The organism is Stenotrophomonas sp. AB1(2024), from assembly GCF_037482345.1.
Taxonomy (GTDB): domain Bacteria; phylum Pseudomonadota; class Gammaproteobacteria; order Xanthomonadales; family Xanthomonadaceae; genus Stenotrophomonas.
This window is the reverse complement of sequence record NZ_JBBHKO020000001.1, coordinates 854,871-873,219: the sequence shown is the minus strand read 5'-3', so window position 1 is coordinate 873,219 and position 18,349 is coordinate 854,871. Positions and strand designations below refer to the sequence as shown.

10 protein-coding genes are annotated in these 18,349 nt (G+C 66.4%); 4 read left to right on the top strand and 6 right to left on the bottom strand.

Annotated features, from left to right (window positions below; all coding sequences use genetic code 11):
* Nucleotides 1–112: 112 nt before the first annotated feature.
* The 4 genes from WIX41_RS04040 to WIX41_RS04025 form a co-directional block, all read right to left on the bottom strand.
* Nucleotides 113–2,284: a TonB-dependent siderophore receptor gene (locus tag WIX41_RS04040; protein ID WP_339445875.1), complete on the bottom strand. Its 2,172-nt coding sequence runs from the start codon at nucleotides 2,282–2,284 to the stop codon at nucleotides 113–115.
* A gap of 323 nt (nucleotides 2,285–2,607) precedes the next feature.
* Complete coding sequence (gene mqo / locus WIX41_RS04035) at nucleotides 2,608–4,293, bottom strand: malate dehydrogenase (quinone) (protein ID WP_339445874.1); 1,686 nt, start codon at nucleotides 4,291–4,293, stop codon at nucleotides 2,608–2,610.
* Between the two features lie 152 nt (nucleotides 4,294–4,445).
* Nucleotides 4,446–5,033, bottom strand: a complete 588-nt coding sequence (locus WIX41_RS04030) for a hypothetical protein (protein WP_339445873.1) — start codon at nucleotides 5,031–5,033, stop codon at nucleotides 4,446–4,448.
* Between the two features lie 126 nt (nucleotides 5,034–5,159).
* The gene (locus WIX41_RS04025) at nucleotides 5,160–6,065 is read right to left on the bottom strand and encodes a LysR family transcriptional regulator ArgP (protein WP_339445872.1); all 906 of its coding nucleotides are present in this window, start codon (nucleotides 6,063–6,065) and stop codon (nucleotides 5,160–5,162) included.
* A gap of 131 nt (nucleotides 6,066–6,196) precedes the next feature.
* Between WIX41_RS04025 and WIX41_RS04020 the strand changes: the two genes are divergently transcribed.
* Both WIX41_RS04020 and WIX41_RS04015 read left to right on the top strand, forming a co-directional pair.
* Entirely contained in the window at nucleotides 6,197–6,832 is a 636-nt protein-coding gene (locus tag WIX41_RS04020) for a LysE/ArgO family amino acid transporter (protein ID WP_339445871.1), read from the top strand.
* Nucleotides 6,833–6,997: 165 nt separating this feature from the next.
* Nucleotides 6,998–8,989 carry an alpha/beta hydrolase family protein gene (locus WIX41_RS04015; protein ID WP_339445870.1) on the top strand — a complete coding sequence of 664 codons (1,992 nt, stop codon included), beginning with the start codon at nucleotides 6,998–7,000 and terminating at the stop codon, nucleotides 8,987–8,989.
* An 80-nt stretch (nucleotides 8,990–9,069) separates the two neighbouring features.
* On the opposite strand, the gene WIX41_RS04010 is transcribed toward WIX41_RS04015, so the two are convergent.
* Nucleotides 9,070–11,748 carry an autotransporter outer membrane beta-barrel domain-containing protein gene (locus WIX41_RS04010; protein ID WP_339445869.1) on the bottom strand — a complete coding sequence of 893 codons (2,679 nt, stop codon included), beginning with the start codon at nucleotides 11,746–11,748 and terminating at the stop codon, nucleotides 9,070–9,072.
* A gap of 138 nt (nucleotides 11,749–11,886) precedes the next feature.
* Nucleotides 11,887–13,644 carry a peptide MFS transporter gene (locus WIX41_RS04005; RefSeq protein WP_339445868.1) on the bottom strand — a complete coding sequence of 586 codons (1,758 nt, stop codon included), beginning with the start codon at nucleotides 13,642–13,644 and terminating at the stop codon, nucleotides 11,887–11,889.
* 418 nt (nucleotides 13,645–14,062) lie between these two features.
* Here WIX41_RS04005 and WIX41_RS04000 point away from each other — a divergent pair, with 418 nt between their 5' ends.
* Nucleotides 14,063–16,033, top strand: coding sequence for an OPT family oligopeptide transporter (locus WIX41_RS04000; RefSeq protein WP_339445867.1), 1,971 nt, complete (start codon nucleotides 14,063–14,065; stop codon nucleotides 16,031–16,033).
* Nucleotides 16,034–16,216: 183 nt separating this feature from the next.
* Entirely contained in the window at nucleotides 16,217–18,280 is a 2,064-nt protein-coding gene (locus tag WIX41_RS03995) for a S9 family peptidase (protein WP_339445866.1), read from the top strand.
* Nucleotides 18,281–18,349: the final 69 nt, after the last annotated feature.

Sequence of the window (18,349 nt, the reverse complement as noted above, 5' to 3'; positions counted from 1 at the left end):
TACAGCACCCTGTGCAACCCGCAATGCAGCAAAAGGGCAGGCTGCAAAAAAGGGCCCGCCAACGGCGGGCCCTTCGCGCCGGATATTGCCCGGCAAACCGCGGATCAACGAATCAATACCTCCAGCGCAGGCTCGCGGAAATGAAGCGCGGCTCGCCGTAGTTGTTGTAGTCCAGGTTGGCCCAATAGGTCTTGTCCAGCGCGTTGCGCACGCTCAGCGTGGCGGTCCAGCTGTCGCTGATGCGGTAGTTGGCGTGCAGGTTGACCAGCATGTAGGCCGGCTGGCGCACGGTGCGGGTGCCGCCCAGCGGGTAGGGAATGTTGTAACCCTCCACTTCGCTCTGCCAGGAGAACCCGCCGCCCACGGTCAGGCGGTCCAGCACACCGGGCAGGCGCACGCTGGTGTTGAGCTGCAGGAAATCCTCGGGGAGGTTGGCGTAGATCATGTCGGTGGCCGCGCGGGTCACCTTGACGTGGGTGTAGCCGGCATTGACGGTCCAGCCCGGGCGGATCTCGCCGTTGATGTCCATTTCCCAGCCGCGCGACTTGGTGCCGTTGACGCCGACGTAGGCCGAGCTGCCGTCGCTGAGCGAGCCATCGGGCAGGCTCATGTCGCGTACGGCGTAGTTGTCCTGCCTGGCTTCGAAGAGGGCGGCGTTGGCGGTCAGCTTGCCGTCGAACCACTGCGATTTGATGCCGGCTTCCAGGTTGGAACCTTCCACCGGGGCGAGCAGGTTCTCGTTGCGGTCCTTGTAGTTCTGCGGGTTGAAGATCTCGGTGTAGCTGGCGTACACCGAGAAATCCGGCACGATGTCGTAGACCAGCCCCACATAAGGGGTGACCTCGTCGGTCACTTTGTACTGGCCGCTGGTGCCGGTATAGGTGCCGGTGGCGTCATAGGCGCGGGTCAGGGTTTCCCAGCGGCTCAGACGCGCGCCGGCGATCAGCGACAGCGGGTCGGCCAGGCGCAGGCGGGTGGAGGCGTACACGCCGCTCTGCCGGGTGCTGGCGATGCGGCGGGCGCCGGTGCGGCTGGCGGTCAGTTCGGGAATGTCGCCGTTCCAGTTGCGGATGTCGGGGATGTCGTAGCGCCAGTTGGCCACCGGGGTAAGCGTCCAGGTGGTGGCTTCCAGGTCGGACCAGCTGCCGCCGACAACCACGTCGTGTTCGCGGCCGAAGGCGGGGAAGGTGCCGGACAGGAACAGGTCGGCGCCCTTGCGGGTGTCTTCGGCGTCGCCGGCACCGGCCAGCAGGTACGTGCCGGCGCCGGTGACCGGATCGGGGTAGCCGCTGCCGTAGACGCGCACGTTCTGGACATTGCCGCGGGTGTAGGCGGTGTTGAGTTTGAGCAGCCAGTTTTCGCCGAAGCGCTGTTCGAGGTTGGCGAAGGCGGTGCTGGTTTCGCGCTGCCAGTAGCTCCACTTGGGGGCCATGTTGGTTTCGCGCGGGAGGTGGGCGAAGGTGCCGTCGCTGTTGAAGAACGGCACGGTGCCCCAGGTGGAGCCGACCGGGTTGTTGTCCTGGCGCTGGTAGCCGACGGTGACGGTGGTGGAATCGGTCAGGTCGCCTTCGAGCACGGCCATGCCGGCCATCTTGTCTTCTTTGTAGCGGTCGTAATACAGCTCGCGATCGGTGTAGGCGGCGACGACGCGGCTGCGGAAGCGGCCGTCGCGGGTCAGCGGTGCGTTGACGTCGGCTTCCATGCGGCGGAAGTCCCAGCTGCCTGCGCTGATCGCGAACGAGGCATCGAACTCCTTGCCGGGGCGCTTGCGCAGCAGGTTGACGGTGGCCGAGGGAATGCCGGCGCCGCTGAGCAGGCCGTTGGCGCCGCGGATCACTTCGATGCGATCGTAGAAGGCGGTGTCGTATTCCTGGTTGGTGGAGCCGCTGTAGGTGGGCAGGCTGTCGACCTGGAAATCGGTGATGGTGAAGCCGCGCGCGTAGTACAGCGGGCGCTGGGTGTCGTAGAAGGACACGTTGACGCCGGTGATGTTGCGCATGACGTCGTTGATGGAGAACAGCGATTCGTCCTGCAGCCGGTCCAGGCCGATGACGCTGGTGGACTGCGGGGTTTCCTGCAGGGTGATCGGCAGGCGGGTGGTGCTGGATGGCGCGCGCTGGGTCCCGACGACGTTCACCTGGTCCAGGGTCTTGGCGTCGGCGTTGCCGCCGGCATCGAGGGTGTCAGCCAGGGCCAGGGGCGAGGCCAGCGACAGTACCGAGAGCAGGGCCAGGCCCAGCGGGGCGCGGCGGACGGAAGCGGGGGGCAGGGAACGGAAGGACATTTGCGGTCTCAGCGGCAGGTGGGGGTGCATAACGGAACGCAAATGTAAATCGTTCGCATTCTAATTACAAATATTTAACGTCAACCTCCGGTCATGGCGTTTCCTGTGCTACGAGCTGGGGGTGCGGGGCGGTAGGGGGTAGCGGGACACGCGTGAACCCATCCATGGGGCTTATCGCAGCATCCATGCTGCTCAAAGTCCCACTACCCCCTACCGCCCCGCGCCCCCTGATAAATTCCGTTGGCGGTCTGGAAAGCAAAAACCGGCCTTTCGGCCGGTTTTTGGTAGAGCGGGGCTCTGCCCCGCTGCTTTTCGCCGCAGGCCTACAACGCCTGTAATTCCTCATCCTTGTTGCGCTTCTCTACCGGCGCAGCCGGCGGCGGGGTCAGCATCACCGCCGGGCTGGTTTCCACCGGCACATCCAGGTACGGCAGGCGCAGGGTGTCGCTGGTCTGGCGGCGGATCTCGTTGGTCAGGGCCGGGCTGTCGTTGAGCTTGCGCCCGTAGGACGGCACGATCTGCGCCAGGCGGGCTTCCCAACCAGCGGCCATCTGCTCGGGGAAGGCCTTCTTCAGCAGGTCCAGCATGATCGGCGGGGAGGTCGAAGCACCCGGCGAGGCGCCGAGCAGGGCAGCCAGGGTGTGGTCCTTGTCGGTCACGATCTCGGTGCCGAACTGCAGCACGGCGCCCTTTTCCGGGTCGTGCTTGATGATCTGCACGCGCTGGCCGGCGGTGACCAGCTCCCAGTCTTCGCGCTTGGCGTTGGGGAAGTACTTGACCAGTTCGGCCTGGCGGTCGTCGTCGTTGAGGCGGGCCTGGCCCATCAGGTACTTCACCAGGTCCAGGTTCTCCACGCCCACGTCGAGCATGCCGGCCACGTTGTTGTGGTTGACCGAGGAGTACAGGTCGAACCACGAGCCATGCTTGAGGAACTTGGTGCTGTACAGGGCGAACGGCCCGAACAGGACCACCGGCTTGCCATCGAGCTTGCGTGAATCCAGATGCGGCACCGACATCGGCGGCGAGCCGGTTTCGGCCATGCCATAGGCCTTCACGCCGTGGCGGCTGGCGATGGTCGGTGACTTGAACGCCAGGAACTGGCCGCCGACCGGGAAGCCGGCGTAGTTCTTCGCTTCGGGAATGCTGGACAGCTGCAGCAGCTTGAGCGCGGCGCCACCGGCGCCGATGAAGACGAAGCGGGATTTGATCGTGGACTCGGTACCGGCGTTGAGGTCCTTGACCGTGACATTCCAGGTCCTGTCGTCGTTCTGGCGCAGCGCACGCACTTCGTGTTCCAGGTGCAGGCTGAAGTTGGGGTTGCGCTGCAGGCCGGCGGTGAGCTGGCGGGTGATGACGCCGAAGTTGACGTCGGTGCCCAGCGGCATCCAGGTGGCGGCCACCTTCTGGCTGGGGTCGCGGCCTTCCATCAGCAACGGGGCCCAGGCCTTGATCTGCGCGGGGTCCTCGGAGTACTGCATGCCGTAGAACAACGGGTTCTTCACCAATGCCTGCTGGCGCTTGTGCAGGTAGGCGATGTTGTCATCGCCCCACACGAAGCTCATGTGCGGGGTGGGGTTGATGAAATCGGACGGCTGGCTCAGCCGGCCTTCCTTGACCTGGTGCGACCAGAACTGGCGCGAGATCTCGAACTGCTCGGCGATGCTGACCGCGCGCTTGGTCTCGATGCTGCCGTCGGGCAGTTCGGGGGTGTAGTTCAGTTCGGCGAAGGCCGAATGCCCGGTGCCGGCGTTGTTCCAGCCATCGGAACTTTCCAGGGCCACGCCGTCCAGGCGTTCGAACACCTGGATGTTCCAGTCTGGCTGCAGTTCCTGCAGGAAGGTGGCCAGGGTGATGCTCATGATGCCGCCGCCGACCAGCACGACGTCGACCGGCTTGTCGTTGCCCGCAGCCGGAACCGAACGCTGGTGGAGGGGCCAGTACAGGAATACGGCCGCTGCGATCAGCAACAGCACGAGCAGGCCGAGGACGACCTTCGCTAACTTTTTCATGGAGATCTCATATGGGGAGATGAGGGCAGGATGACGACGCTTCGTGGAAGAAGCGTGAAGAAACAAGCTCTTGGCGCATCCAGGGCTCGATTTTATCCCGAAACGGTACGGATTTGATGCAACGCAGCATCGCATTGATCGTCCGGGGCCGATCAATCCGACCTCAACGTGAAATATTCCGCGAGGAAATAGCCGCACTGATACACCAGCGCCACGATTGCCAGCCCCAGGTGCACCCGCCTCGAACTGCTGGCAATGCCCACTCCGGCAATCACCAGCATGATTCCGGTATGCACCGGATACGCTTCGCCCAGCATCTGCCAGCGGCTGTGGCCCTTGATCGCGGTGTCGCCCAGGTCCAGCAGGGTCACCAGCGCCAGCATCCCGAAGAAGGCGGCACGCCGATCGAGCAGGTACTTCTCATAGCTTCCGTAATCGCGCAGGTCATCCGGCAGCAGCAGTACGCACAGCATGTACCAGCTGGCGCAATAGGCGATCACGAACAGGTACAGCCCGAACGTCCACTGCCGCACCCCGGCCAGCCGGAACTCCCACCACCAGAACGTCACCACCGACACCAGCGTCCACAACAGCCAGCACAGGTGGATGCCCGACCACCCGCCACGCCGGGCCGGGTGCTCGATGATCGACGCCAACCCCTTCACCAGCGTGGTGATGCTCAAGCCCAGGATGATGCTCAGCACCACCCGGATATGCAGATAGACCGGATCCGATTCCATCGCCGTTCCCCGCAGTGGATGCCTGATCCTGACGACCGAGCCGTCATCATGGCGTGGAGCCTGGCAATACCTGCTTTTCGTTGGCAGCCGACCAACCGCCGCCGCGTTGGCAGTTGGCCTTTGACGTTACCGCCGCTTGCGCACCAACGTAGCCGATGCCGCCAGCACCGCCCTGGTCAGCAGCGCCATCGTCTGCACATCGCCTTTCCAGTGCTGCCAGTACAGCGGCACGTCTTCCCAGGCACGCGGCTTCATCAGTACCAGCCGCCCGGCGTCCAGGTGGCGCTTGACCAGCGGCAGTGGATTCATCGTCCAGCCCAGCCCGCCGACGTTGGCCTGCACGAACGCCCGCGTTGACGGAATCCACCAGGTCGGTGCGGTCATCGGCAGGTCATCGCCTGCAAGCCGCCGCGCGAACCGCGCCTGCATGTCGTCCTTGCGGTTGAACACCAGTACCGGCGCCTGCGCCAGCGACTGTGCGTTCACCCCCTTGGAGAAATAGCGGTCGTGGAAAGCCTGGGTGCACGTGGCCGCATAGCGGATGCTGCCCAGCGCGTGGATCTGGCAGCCCTGCACGGGTTCGTCCAGCGTGGTCACCGCACCCAGCACCGCGCCCTGGCGCAGCAGCGCCACCGTGTGGTCCTGGTCTTCCGAGCGCAGGTCCAGCGTCGTCCCGGTCTGCCGCGCGAAACTCAGGGCCGCTTCCGGGAACCAGGTTTCCAGGCTGTCGTGGTTGACCGCCACCGGGATGCTCGCGTGCGGCAGGTCCTCATCGGCAATGCCCATCCGGTGCAGCGCGTCGTGCTCCAGCAGGGCCGTCTGTTCGGCCAGCTGCACCAGCACCTGGCCTTCCGGCGTGGCCACGGCGGGGGATGAGCGCTTGACCAGCAGGCGCCCGACGCGGTCCTCCAGCGCCTTGACCCGTTGCGACACCGCCGAAGCGGTCACGTTGAGCGATTGCGCGGCGCGGTCGAAACTGCCTTCGCGGATCACCGCCGCCAGGGCGCGGAGCTGGGCATGGTCGATACGCATCGTCTTAAGTTCCGCTAATGATGGTTAAGTAAGTTTAGCTCTACTTTTCCATGTTGCGGCGCGACAATACGCGCCATCCGGTGCTGTACGCCTTGGCGAGGCACCGCCCCCCGCAAGACAGGTGGTATCCCATGTTCTCCTTCATTTCCGGCGGCCCCGGTCTGGCCGCGTGGCTCAGTGGTGCCGCAGCCGGCATCGGCCTGTTCGCCGTGGTCGGGGCGCAGAGCGCCTTCATCCTGCGCCAGGGCATCCTGCGCAAGCACATCGTGCCGGTCGTGGCGACCTGCGCGGCGATCGACGCTGTTTTCATCTTCGCCAGCGTGGCCGGCCTGCGCACCCTGACCCAGGCGCTCCCGTGGCTGACCACCGTGGTGCTGTGGGGCGGCGTGGCCTTCCTCAGCTGGTATGCCTGGCAGTCGGCGCGGCGCGCGCTGGCCGGCGGCGGCGGCATGCAGGTGGACGATGGCGACAATACCTCGCGCCGCGCCGTGCTGACCGCAGCGGTCGGCTTTTCGCTGATCAACCCGCACTTCTGGCTGGACATGATGGTGATCGGCTCCATTGCCGAGAACTTCGGCAATGCGCGCATGGCCTTCGCCGCCGGCGTGGTCACCGCCAGCTGCCTGTGGCTGACCGCCCAGGGCCTCGGTGCCCGCCTGCTGGCCCCGTTGTTCACCAAACCCCGTACCTGGCGGATCCTCGACGGCACCATCGCCGTGATCCTGTCCCTCCTGGCCCTGAGCCTGGCGTTCCGCGGCATGCATTGATCTCTCTCTCTCTCTCCGTCAATGCACGTCTAAATGGCACCGTTCGCGGTGCCATTTTCTTTTTTCGTGGCGAATGCGACCCCTCCTGTCGCAAATGACATGAATCGGGTCAATCTGTCTAGAATCGGCGTTCACGGACAAGGTGTCCGGACTAGGGGGAAGGGGATGCGTTACTCGAAATGGGCGGCCCTGGCCGTCGTGGCAGCGCTGTGCGCGCCGGTGGGGCAGGTGGCAGCTGCCGGCCTGGATCTGGAGCACTACCTCAAGCGCGATACGTTCAACGACATCAAACTGTCGCCGGGCGGGCAGTACTACGCCGCCACGGTGCCGATGGAAGACCGCACCGCGTTGGCCATCCTCGATCGCAGGGAGGGCAAGGTGGTCGGATCGTTCGTGCCGCCGCGCAACAACCATGCCAGCAGTTTCTACTGGGTTACCGATGACCGCGTCCTGATCGGCCTGTCCGAGAAATTCGGTTCGCTCGACAAGCCGCAGCTCACCGGCGAGCTGTACGCCATGAGCGCCAAGAGCGGCCGCGGCGAGCTGCTGGTCGGCTACCGCGTGGAAGGCAACGGCCCCGGCACCCGGATCCAGCCGAAGAAAGTCGAGGCGGTGGCCGCCTTCCTGATCGATTCAATGCCGCAGGAAGAGCGCAATGTGCTGGTGTCGGTGTGGCCGTTCTCCAATGACCCGTTTACCCGGGTTGACCGTCTGGACGTCACCAGTGGCCGCCGCCAGACCGTGGCGCGCTCGCCGGTACGCAATGCCAGCTTCGTCAGCGACCCGAGCGGGCAGATCCGCTTTGCGCATGGCGCCGGCATCGACAACGTCAACAAGCTGTACTACCGCGAGGCCAGCGGCGACAACTGGAAGCTGGTCAACGACGAAGCCGTGTCCAAGCGCATCGAAACCGCGCTCGGTTTCTCCGAAGACGGCAAGACCGCCTACCTGAAGGTGCAGCAGGCCGATGGCCCGGACGCGATCGTGACCTGGGACCCGGCCACCGACAAGCGCACCACCCTGCTGCGCGATCCGGTGGTGGACCCCGCAGAGCTGCTGTACCGGCCGGGTACCCGCGTTCCGGTCGGCGCGCTGTACTTCGGTGACACGCCGCGCACCCGCTTCTTCGATGAGAACTCGGCCGACGCGCGCCTGTACCGCAGCCTGGAAGCGGCCTTCGCCGGTGAAGCGGTGCTCATCACCTCCAGCACCCGCGATGGCCGTGAGGTGCTGGTGCAGACCTGGTCGGGGCGCAACCCCGGCGATTTCTACATCTTCGATACCGTGGCCAAATCGGCCGACCACCTGATCAGCCGCAGCAGCTGGGTCGACCCGGAGCGCAACGCCAAGGTGCAGCCCTTCGCATTCAAGGCGCGCGACGGCATGGAGCTGCATGGCTACCTGACCGTACCCGCCGCCGCCGCCGCCGGGGCCAGGCCGCCGATGGTGGTGGTGCCGCATGGCGGCCCGTTCGGGGTGTTCGACGACGGCAGTTACGACACGGAAGCGCAGATGCTGGCCGATGCCGGCTATGCGGTGCTGCAGGTCAACTTCCGCGGTTCGGGCAACTTCGGCCGTGCCTACCGCAGCGCGGGCGCGCAGCAGTGGGGCGGCGCGATGCAGGATGACGTTACCGATGCCACCCGCTGGGCGATCGCCCAGGGCCACGCCGATGCCTCCCGGATCTGCATCTACGGGGCCAGTTACGGCGCGTACGCGGCCATGGTGGGGGCGGCCCGCGAGCCGGGCCTGTACAAATGCGCTGCCGGCTACGTTGGCGTGTACGACCTGCCGATGATGCATACCACGGGCGACGTGCAGCGCAGCGGCTCGGGCAGCACCTACCTCAAGGAGTGGCTGGGCAGCCCCGCCCAGGTGGCGGAAGTGTCGCCGGTCAACTTCGCCGAGCGCATCAAGGTGCCGGTGTTTCTGGCCGCAGGTGGTGAAGACGAGCGTGCCCCGATCCAGCACACCAAGCGCATGGAAGCGGCGCTGCTCAAGGCCGGAACGCCGGTCGAATCGCTGTATTACCCCAACGAGGGCCACGGGTTCTACACCGACCCGCACCGTCGCGAGTACTACGGCAAGCTGCTGGCGTTCCTGTCGCGCAGCCTGGGCGGGAAAGCCGCTTCTGCCTCGACCCCGGCACAACCGTAACCGAGACACCCCGGGGGGCGTTGCCCCCCGGGGTAGAGCCACGCCCTGCGCGGCTGCGCGCGGCTACGTCGCAGGCCGCATCAGAACGCCATGCGCACCTGCATCTGCGCCTGCACATCCCGCACCCCCATCAGCCGTTCGGCCATCACCGCGCCGCCAAAATCGGCACGCAGATAGCGATAATCGGCCCCCAGCATCACCCGGTAATCCAGGCCCGACGGCGCCAACCCCGGCACAGTGAACGCGTAGTCGCCTGCACCGTGCAGCGTCGCACTGCGCACGTTGGCGCGATACGCCACCGCCCCGAACATCGCCGCATCGCCACGCAGCGTCCAACCATTGCCCAGGCGACCGCTGAAGGCGGTGCCCAGCTCCAGCTGCACACCCCTGCGCGTCCCCGCGCCAACCGAAAGTCCCAACGCATCGGCGCCGTACTCATGGAAGGCACCTTCCTGCACGTGGTACGCCGTGGCGCCCAGTCGCGGCTGCCAGCGCAGTCCGGCGCCGGCCAGCTCCATGCTCAGCATGCTGCCCAGCCGGGTGCGCGACAGTGCGCGCTGGCTGTGCGCGCTCACCCGCGTGCTGCCCCAGTGCAGCTGGCGCTGGCCATCGGTCTGGTGCCACTCGTTGCCCAGCGTGTGCTGCAGGGTGAGCGCGCCCAGCGCCTGTGCCATGCCGACCCCGGCAAACTGCGACTGCGAGCGGGTCTGGCCGCCATCGGTGGAGAAATCCGAGCCCAGCAGGCCCGTGCTCAGCTGCAACTGCCGCCCGCCGCCCATTGCCAGCGCGACCTGCATGCCGGTGCCGGTGCCCTGCACGCCGGAGGCCGCGGCCGATCCCGGCCCGAAGGCCACCACGCGGGCGCCGTTGCCCGGCGTGGCGCGGGCCAGGCTCGACCAGAATGCGTCGCCGTTGGCGGTCAGGCGCATGCCCGCCGCCGCCAGGCCGCTGCCGGACAGCTGCTGCAGCGCGTGGTTGAACTCGGTGGCGCTGGCCACTTCCAGGCTGTGGTACAGCGCGTTGTTGGCATAGCCCGCTTCCAGCGCGGCGGCGACGGCCTGCGTGCCGGCATCGGCGATCTGACGATAGTCGCTGCGGGTCATCACCACGTCGATGTTGCCGGCCTCGTCGCGTTCGGCCTGCGCCTGCCATACCACCGTGGCGCTGGTGATGTTTCCATCGCCGCCTTCGGCGCCGACAAAGACGTCCTCGAGCCGGATCTGTGAATCGTCGGTGCCGCGGGTAAATCCGGTATCGACGCGGACATCGACCAGCTCACCGCCCTCATGCAGCACCATCTGCCCGGCGCTGCCGTCGGCGTTGGTGCCCACGGTGTAGCCCGACACGCCGCGTGGCGCCTGCCAACCCAGGTCCGGGGCGGGGCGATCGGCATCCTGGGTAGGCTGATCGGCGTGCATGCCGCTGCCATTGCCATGCACGTTGACCTGCCCGTTGTTGATCAGGCGGCCACCGCCACCGGCTCCCATCTGGAAGGCGTGCGAGTTGTCGGCATGGATGTTGATCACCCCGCCGCGGCGGTTGTTGAGCGTGGCCGAGCCATCGGACTGCATGGCCACCATGTTCTGGCCGTTGCTGCCGCCGGCTACCCCCAGGTTGATCACACCGTCATTGATGAGCGTGGCCCCGCGCGCGCCGGACATCGCCACCGCGCCATCACCGGTGACGGTCAGGGTGCCCTGGTTGATCAAGGTGGCCTGCGCGCCTTCGCCATGCAGGGCCGATTGCCGGTGGGCGTGGCTGATGATCTGCGCGCCGGCGCGGTTGATGCCCGCACTGGCATGGCTGTCGGCAATGAGGGTCAGCACGCGCGCATTGTCCTGCAGCGTGATCAGCCCATGGTTGTCGAAGGCTTCGATGACGTCGCGCTCGTTGCCGACCCGTGCGGTCACGGCATGCACCAGTGCACCCTGGTTGAGCGTGCCGCTGGCGTTGACGGTGCCGTGATTCTCGAACTCCGCCATGCCGCCCAGCGCGAAGCCGCCGCCGTGGATGCCGAGCGTTGCGTTGCGGCGGCGTTCGCCGTTGTCGAATTCGCTTTCACCGACGAGGGTGACCAGCGTATCGCGCAGCTGCATGTCGCCGAGGTTTTCGATGTCCGCATCGCCTTCCAGCTGGATCGTCGCGTTCTGCGCCAGCAGGGTGCCGTGGTTTTCCAGGCTGCCATCGCGGCGCAACTGCAGCCGGCCGTGAAGTTCGAGCGTGCCATGGTTGTCCAGGTCGCCATCGTTCTCCACCACCAGGTTGGCCGCCTGGCCGATGCGCAGGGTGCCGATGTTGCGCAGGTGACCCTCATTGCGCACGTTGAGCGTGCCGGCGTTGATGCGCAGGTTGCCTTCGTTGCGTGCCGCGCCGATCACGCGGGTTTCCACGTTGCGGTCCCAGCTGACCTCGCCGCCCGGGCCGGCCAGGAACTGGTTGCCGCCGTATTGGCCGCCTTCGGAGCCCGGCGGCAGACCGCCACCGCCACCGCCACCGCCGTGATCGTTGTTTCCGCCGCTACCGCTACCGCCGCCACCGGCTGCGGCGGCGGCCCCACCGGCGAGCGCGATACCGCCCAGCAGCCACGGCATCATGCTGGACGATGCATCGTCCTGGTCACTGCACGAGGCGTGGTCGGGATCGATCTCGCAGTCGATGGCATCGGCATCGGCTGCGTACGCGGGCAACGAAAGTGAAGTGCACAGCGCCAGTGCGATGAGCGTGGCCAGCGGCCGGTGGGTCGGGGTGGGATGGGGCACGGTTGAGTTCCATGTACGCAGGGAGCGCCATGGTGGTGAGCGATACAAATCCTGTATCTACAACTTGTTTCAACGCTGTCGAAGTGTGATGAGATCGAATGGTGTTAAGAAGTGTTTATGTGCATGCGTTGTAGCGACTTACTTGACGCCGTGCATCATCCGCTTCAACAACGGCGAGCCGGCGAACGCAACGGCGGCACAGCCCAGGCCGATCCACATCAGCAGCCAGAACAGATGTTCGTAACTGGCGGCGGCAGACGCGATGTTCATGGTTTCGCCTTCGGGCACTTCAATGGCGGCCAGCTTGCCGAACAGCGCGGCGAGGGTTTCGGAGAACGCGGTGGCCAGGAACCAGGTGCCCATCATCAGGCTGACCACGCGCGGCGCGGCCAGCTGGGTGACGGCAGAAAGGCCCACCGGGGAGAGGCACATTTCGCCGATTTCCAGCACCAGGTAGGCCAGCACCAGCCACCACACGCTGGCCATCTGGCCGGTAGCGCTGACCTGCTGGGCAGCCAGGGCGAGCGGGATGAAGGAAAGCGCGGCAAACACCAGGCCGAGCGAGGATTTGACCGGCTTGGACGGGTCCAGGCGGTGCTTGTCCAGCCATGCCCACAGCACGGCAAACAGCGGTGCGAGTACGACCAGAAACAAGCCGCCGAGGTACGTCAGGGAGCCGGCGGTCTGCGGAATCACCAGGCAGTCGCGGATCAGCAGCACCAGCATCAGTGCGACGATGGCGATGAACAGGTTGCGCGGCGCGGACGAATCGGGACGGCGCTCGGACAGGCGTGCAGCGACCACGAAACCGAGCGGCGCCAGCAGCAGGGAGGCAATCGACCACGGCAGCGGGGTGCCGCCCTGGATCACCAGCGACGGGACGAGATCCTTGGTGAGCATGCGGTCGGTGAACGTCACCCAGGAACCGTAGGTCTGCTCGTAAAGGGTAAAGAACACCAGGGCCATGAAGATCAGCGCCATCAGCGCGATCATCTGCTGGCGTTGCACCGGCGTGCAGCGGGTGCCGGTGAACCAGGCGAACCAGAGCAGGACGCCGCCGAGCACGACGATCATCAGCATCAGGGCCAGGCTGATTTCGCCGCCGAGGGCAAAGGCGCCGTTGGCGGCAGCCCACATCAGCGCGGCGACGGGAAGCACGCCGAGCACGGCGATGCCGTAGATCAGCCATTCGCGCGGAATGCCGGCAATGCGCTGGCGCAGGGCGACCACGTTGGTGGGTTCGGCGTGGCCCTGCAGGTACTTCTGGCCCCACAGGAACATGGCCAGGCCGATGACCATGCCGATGCCGGCGGCGCCGAAGCCGTACTTCCAGCCGTAGGCTTCGCCGAGGAAGCCGCAGACCAGCGAGGCGAACAGCGCGCCGAGATTGATGCCGGCATAGAACAGGGAGAAGCCGGAGTCGCGGCGCGGGTCGCCTTCGGGGTAGAGCTTGCCGACGATGGTGGAGATGTTGGGCTTGAGGAAGCCGACGCCCATGATGATCAGGGCAAGGGAGAGGTAGGTGATGCCGAGGGCGGCATCGTCGCGGACTACCTGGCCGTCGATGCGGGTGGCTGCGTGGCCTTCGAAGGCCATGCCCAGGTGGCCGAGCACGAGCAGGACGCCGCCGAACACCACGGCTTTGCGCATGCCCAGCCAGCGGTCGGCGAGCAGGCCGCCGAACACGGGAATGCAGTAGACCAGGCCGCCGTAGGCCCCGAGCAGGTCCAGGCCAGCCTTGTCGCCGAACAGGTGGTACTTGGTGAGGTACAGCAGCAGCAGCGCCTTCATGCCGTAGAACGAGAAGCGCTCCCACATCTCGGTGAAGAAGCAGACGTAAACGCCTTTGGGGTGGCCAAGGAAATCGTCGGAAGCGGGCAGGGCGGTGGCGGTCATCGAGTGATATGCGACAAAACAGGTCGCGATTATCACCCTTCAGGCGCGGGGACGGGCCTTGGGGTCACGGGCGCATCGGTGGTGGTGTGAGGTGATATAACATTGCAAAACGCGACGCAGTGGAGGGGCTCGGGTTTTGCCGATCGGGGCCGTTCGCGGGGCAGCGCGGGGCTCCCGGCGGGGCTGGCATCGCTTGGTCCGGCCAACGGCCGGGGCTACCCGTGGCGCCTTTGGCGCCACGCTCGCGAGGCGCCCGGCGGGGTTGGCATCGCTTGGTCCGGCCAACGGCCGGGGCTACCCGTGGCGCCTTTGGCGCCACGCTATCGCCGTTGGCGATAGCGCCGTGCCTTCGGCACGGCTTGCCTTACCTACGCATGACCGCTAGGTTTGACAGGATTTTTTGCCAGCAGGGGCTTCCATGAACAACGACGACGCTGCGCCCAGACAGCTCACTTTCCGCGCGGTGGTGCTTGCCATCGTGCTGGCGGTGATCCTGTCGGCGGCCAACGCCTACCTGGGTCTGTTCGCAGGCCTGACCATCGCCACGGCCATTCCGGCGGCGGTGATCTCCATGGGGGTGCTGCGCCTGCTCGGCGGCGGCACGATCCTGGAAAACAACATCGTGCAGACCGGCGCTTCGGCCGGCTCATCGATCGCCGCCGGTGTGATCTTCACCATCCCGGCGCTGGTGATCATGGGCTACTGGCCGGACTTCAAGTACTGGTGGGTGCTGGGCATCGCCGGCCTGGGTGGCCTGCTGGGCGTGCTGTTCTCGGTGCCGCTGCGGCGCTCGATGATCGTCGAAGACCCGCTTCCGTTCCCGGAAGGCAAGGCCGCCGCCGAAGTGCTCAAGGCCGGTGAGAACCCGGGTCCGGGCCTGAAGATCCTCGGCCTGTCGGCGGTGATCGGCGCGGTGGTGAAGCTGGCCGCTGAAAGCGGCATGCGCCTGATTCCCGATGCCTGGGCCACCTCGGCCTACGTGGGCAGCTCGAAGATCACCGCCTTCATCGGCACCAACCTGTCGCCGGCGCTGCTGGGCGTGGGCTACATCGTCGGCCTCAACGTCGGCATCGTGGTGGTGTCCGGCTCGATCCTCACCTGGCACATCGCCATTCCGCTGTACCAGGCGTTCTTCCTGAATTCCGATCCGGCCCTGGCCGCGTCGATCGCCACGGCCTCGTCCACCGAGGCGGCGTTCGCCATCTGGGGCGCGAAGATGCGTTACCTGGGCGTGGGCGCGATGCTGATCGGCGGTGTGTGGACCCTGATCTCGCTGCGCAAGTCGCTGCTCAACGGCGTCAAGAGCGGCTTTGCCGCCGCGCGCAAGAGCAGCGGCCCGGCGCTGGCGCACACCGAACGCGACCTGCCGATGAAGTGGATGCTGGTGGCGCTGGTGGCCTTCACCCTGCCGCTGCTGGCGCTGTACCAGGCCATCGTCGGCCAGTGGCACGTGTCGATCCCGATGACCCTCATCATGATCGTCGCCGGTTTCCTGTTCGTGTCGGTTTCGGCCTACCTGGCCGGCCTGATCGGCTCGTCCAACAACCCGGTCTCGGGCATCACCATTTCCACCATCCTGTTCGCTTCGGCGGTGCTGGTGGTGCTGCTGGGCAAGGACGGCCTGACCCCGGTCGGTGTCGGTGGCGCGCCGCTCGGTGCGGTGGCCGCAATCATGATCGGCGCGGTGGTGTGCTGTGCTGCCGCCGTGGGCGGTGACAACCTGCAGGACCTCAAGGCCGGCTACATTGTCGGTGCCACCCCGTGGAAGCAGCAGCTGATGCTGGGCATCGGTGCGTTCTCCTGTGCGCTGATCATGGCGCCGGTGCTGAACCTGCTGGCCACCGCGTATGGCATCGGCGTCAAGTCCGAACTGCACCCGAACGCGCTGGCTGCACCGCAGGCCAACCTGATGGCCTCGGTGGCCAAGGGCCTGTTCGGCGGCGAACTGCCGTGGACCTTCATCGGCATCGGTGCCGTGGTCGGTGCTGCGATCATCGCCCTCGACAGCTGGCTGAAGTCGCGCAACGCCCGCTTCCGCGTGCCGGTGCTGGCGGCCGCCATCGGTATCTACCTGCCGCTGGAACTGATGGTGCCGATCTTCCTCGGTGGCCTGATCGCCTACCTGGTGGAGCGTTTCCACAAGGTGCGCGCCGACGATGAAGAGGGCCGCGACCGCGTGCACAAGCCGGGCGTGCTGTTCGCCGCCGGCCTGATCACCGGTGAAGCGCTGATGGGCATCGCCATCGCCGTGCCGATCGTGGTCAGCAGCCGCGCCGACGTGCTGGCCGTACCGTTCCACCTGCCGGCCGCGCAGTGGATCGGGCTGGCGGTGCTGTTCGTGGTGGGCTGGTTGATCTATCGCACGGGCAAGAAAGCCACGGCGGTCTGATTTGATCCCGGTGTAACCCGAGAAACCCCGCCCCGGCGGGGTTTTTTTTAAAAGGTTGCCGGCCAACGGCCGGGGCTGCCCACCTCTCCGGTCGGGGAGCCGGACTGCCCATGACGTGTGGCCTTTGCGTGTTACGGGCCGGTGACACTACCATCGGCGTTTTGCCGTTCCGCGGAGATCCCGATGAAGCTTCGTTACGCCCTGTTGCCGTTGTGCCTGCTGACCGCGCTGCCGTCGTTGGCCGCCACGCGTGGCCTGGATGTGCGCGACATGATCGCGCTTGATCGGGTTTCGGCCCCACTGCTGACCGCCGATGGCGGCAACGTGGTGTTCGCCAAGCGGGTGATGGGCAGCGACAGCAAGGCCAGCACCGGCCTGTTCATCCGCAACCTGCGCACCCGCGACCTGGCCCCGCCCAAGCCGCTCACCCCGGCCGGCTGGAACGTCAACTCGGCCGCGCTGTCGGCCGATGGCCAGACCGTGTACTTCCTCAGCGCCAAGGGCGGCAGCCAGCAGCTGTACGCGATGCCGCTGGCCGGCGGCACCCCGCGCCAGCTGACCGATTTCGCGGTGGACGTGGACAGCTTCAAGCTCTCCCCGCAGGGCGACCGCGTGGCCTTCAGCGCCGGCGTGTTCCAGGACTGCGGCTCGGACCTGGCCTGCACCAGCAAAAAGCTGGAGGCGCACAAGGCGCGCAAGAACACCGGCGAGGTGTTCGACAGCCTGTTCGTGCGCCACTGGGATACCTGGAACGACGGCCGCCGCAACACCCTGTTCGTGGCCGCACTGCCGGCCGGCAAGGCTGCGGCGGTCAAGGGCGCCTCGGCAATCAGTGCCACGCTGGTCGGTGATGCGCCGTCCAAGCCGTTCGGCGGCAACGACGATTTCACCTGGGCACCGGATGGCAGGAGCGTGGTGGCCAGCATCCGCGTGGCTGGCCGCGAAGAAGCCTGGTCGACCAACTTCGATCTGTACCGCCTGGACGCCGACGGCAAGCAGGCGCCGGTCAACCTGACCGCCGCCAACCCGGCCTGGGATGCCGGCCCGGTGTTCAGCGCCGACGGCAGCACCCTGTACTACCGCGCGATGAAGCGCCCGGGTTTTGAGGCGGATCGTTTCGGCGTGATCGCGCTCGACCTGGCCTCGGGCAAGACCCGCGAAATCGCCCCGGATTGGGACCGTTCGGCCGGCGAAGTGGTGCTGTCGCAGGATGGCAGGAGCTTCTACACCGGCGCCGATGACCTGGGCGAACACCGCCTGTTCAACATCGACATCGCCACCGGCAAGGCCACGGTGGTTGCCGAGGGCGGCAGCATCGGCTCGCCGGTGATCGCTGGCGGTACGCTGGCCTATACGAAGAACAGCCTCAAGAGCGGCGACCAGATCGTGGTGGCCCAGGCCGACGGCAGCACCCCGCGCGAGATCACCCCGAGCGCCGGCCAGATGCTGCCTGACGTGGCCTTCGGTGATTACGAACAGTTCCAGTTCAAGGGCTGGAACAACGAAACCGTGCACGGTTATGTGGTCAAGCCGTACAACTACCAGGAAGGCAAGCGCTACCCGGTGGCGTTCCTGATCCACGGTGGCCCGCAGGGCAGCTTCGGCAACGGCTGGAGCTACCGCTGGAACCCGCAGACCTACGCGGGCCAGGGCTACGCGGTGGTGATGATCGATTTCCACGGCTCCACCGGCTACGGCCAGGCGTTCACCGACGCGATCAGCCAGCACTGGGGCGACCGCCCGCTGGAAGACCTGCAGAAGGGCTGGGCCGCAGCGCAGAAGCAGTACCCGTTCCTCAACGGCGACAAGGCCTGCGCGCTGGGCGCCAGCTACGGCGGCTTCATGGTCAACTGGATCGCCGGCAACTGGAACGAGCCGTGGAAGTGCCTGGTCAACCATGACGGCGTGTTCGACCAGCGCATGATGGGCTACGCCACCGAAGAGCTGTGGTTCACCGAGTGGGAGCAGGGCGGCACGCCGTTCGACAAGCCGCAGAACTACGAGAGGTTCAACCCGGTCAACCACGTGGCCGACTGGAAGAAGCCGATCCTGATCATCCATGGCCAGCTCGACTTCCGCATTCCGGTCGAACAGGGCCTGGGCGCGTTCACCGCCGCGCAGCGCCAGGGCATCGAGTCGAAGTTCCTGTACTTCCCGGACGAGAACCACTGGGTGCTCAAGCCGCAGAACAGCGTGCAGTGGCATGACACGGTGAATGGCTGGCTGAAGCAGCACATCGGCGAATGATGAAATGGACGCCGCCCTTTTCCGGGCGGCGTTCCTGCATTGCGTGGGCCGGCCAACGGCCGGCGCTAC

What these genes read in the sequence shown, in the direction of transcription:
- WIX41_RS04040 (WP_339445875.1), bottom strand. Translation starts at nt 2,284, where the DNA reads ATGTCCTTCCGTTCCCTGCCCCCCGCTTCCGTCCGCCGCGCCCCGCTG.
- mqo (WP_339445874.1), bottom strand. Translation starts at nt 4,293, where the DNA reads ATGAAAAAGTTAGCGAAGGTCGTCCTCGGCCTGCTCGTGCTGTTGCTG.
- WIX41_RS04030 (WP_339445873.1), bottom strand. Translation starts at nt 5,033, where the DNA reads ATGGAATCGGATCCGGTCTATCTGCATATCCGGGTGGTGCTGAGCATC.
- WIX41_RS04025 (WP_339445872.1), bottom strand. Translation starts at nt 6,065, where the DNA reads ATGCGTATCGACCATGCCCAGCTCCGCGCCCTGGCGGCGGTGATCCGC.
- WIX41_RS04020 (WP_339445871.1), top strand. Translation starts at nt 6,197, where the DNA reads ATGTTCTCCTTCATTTCCGGCGGCCCCGGTCTGGCCGCGTGGCTCAGT.
- WIX41_RS04015 (WP_339445870.1), top strand. Translation starts at nt 6,998, where the DNA reads ATGCGTTACTCGAAATGGGCGGCCCTGGCCGTCGTGGCAGCGCTGTGC.
- WIX41_RS04005 (WP_339445868.1), bottom strand. Translation starts at nt 13,644, where the DNA reads ATGACCGCCACCGCCCTGCCCGCTTCCGACGATTTCCTTGGCCACCCC.
- WIX41_RS04000 (WP_339445867.1), top strand. Translation starts at nt 14,063, where the DNA reads ATGAACAACGACGACGCTGCGCCCAGACAGCTCACTTTCCGCGCGGTG.
- WIX41_RS03995 (WP_339445866.1), top strand. Translation starts at nt 16,217, where the DNA reads ATGAAGCTTCGTTACGCCCTGTTGCCGTTGTGCCTGCTGACCGCGCTG.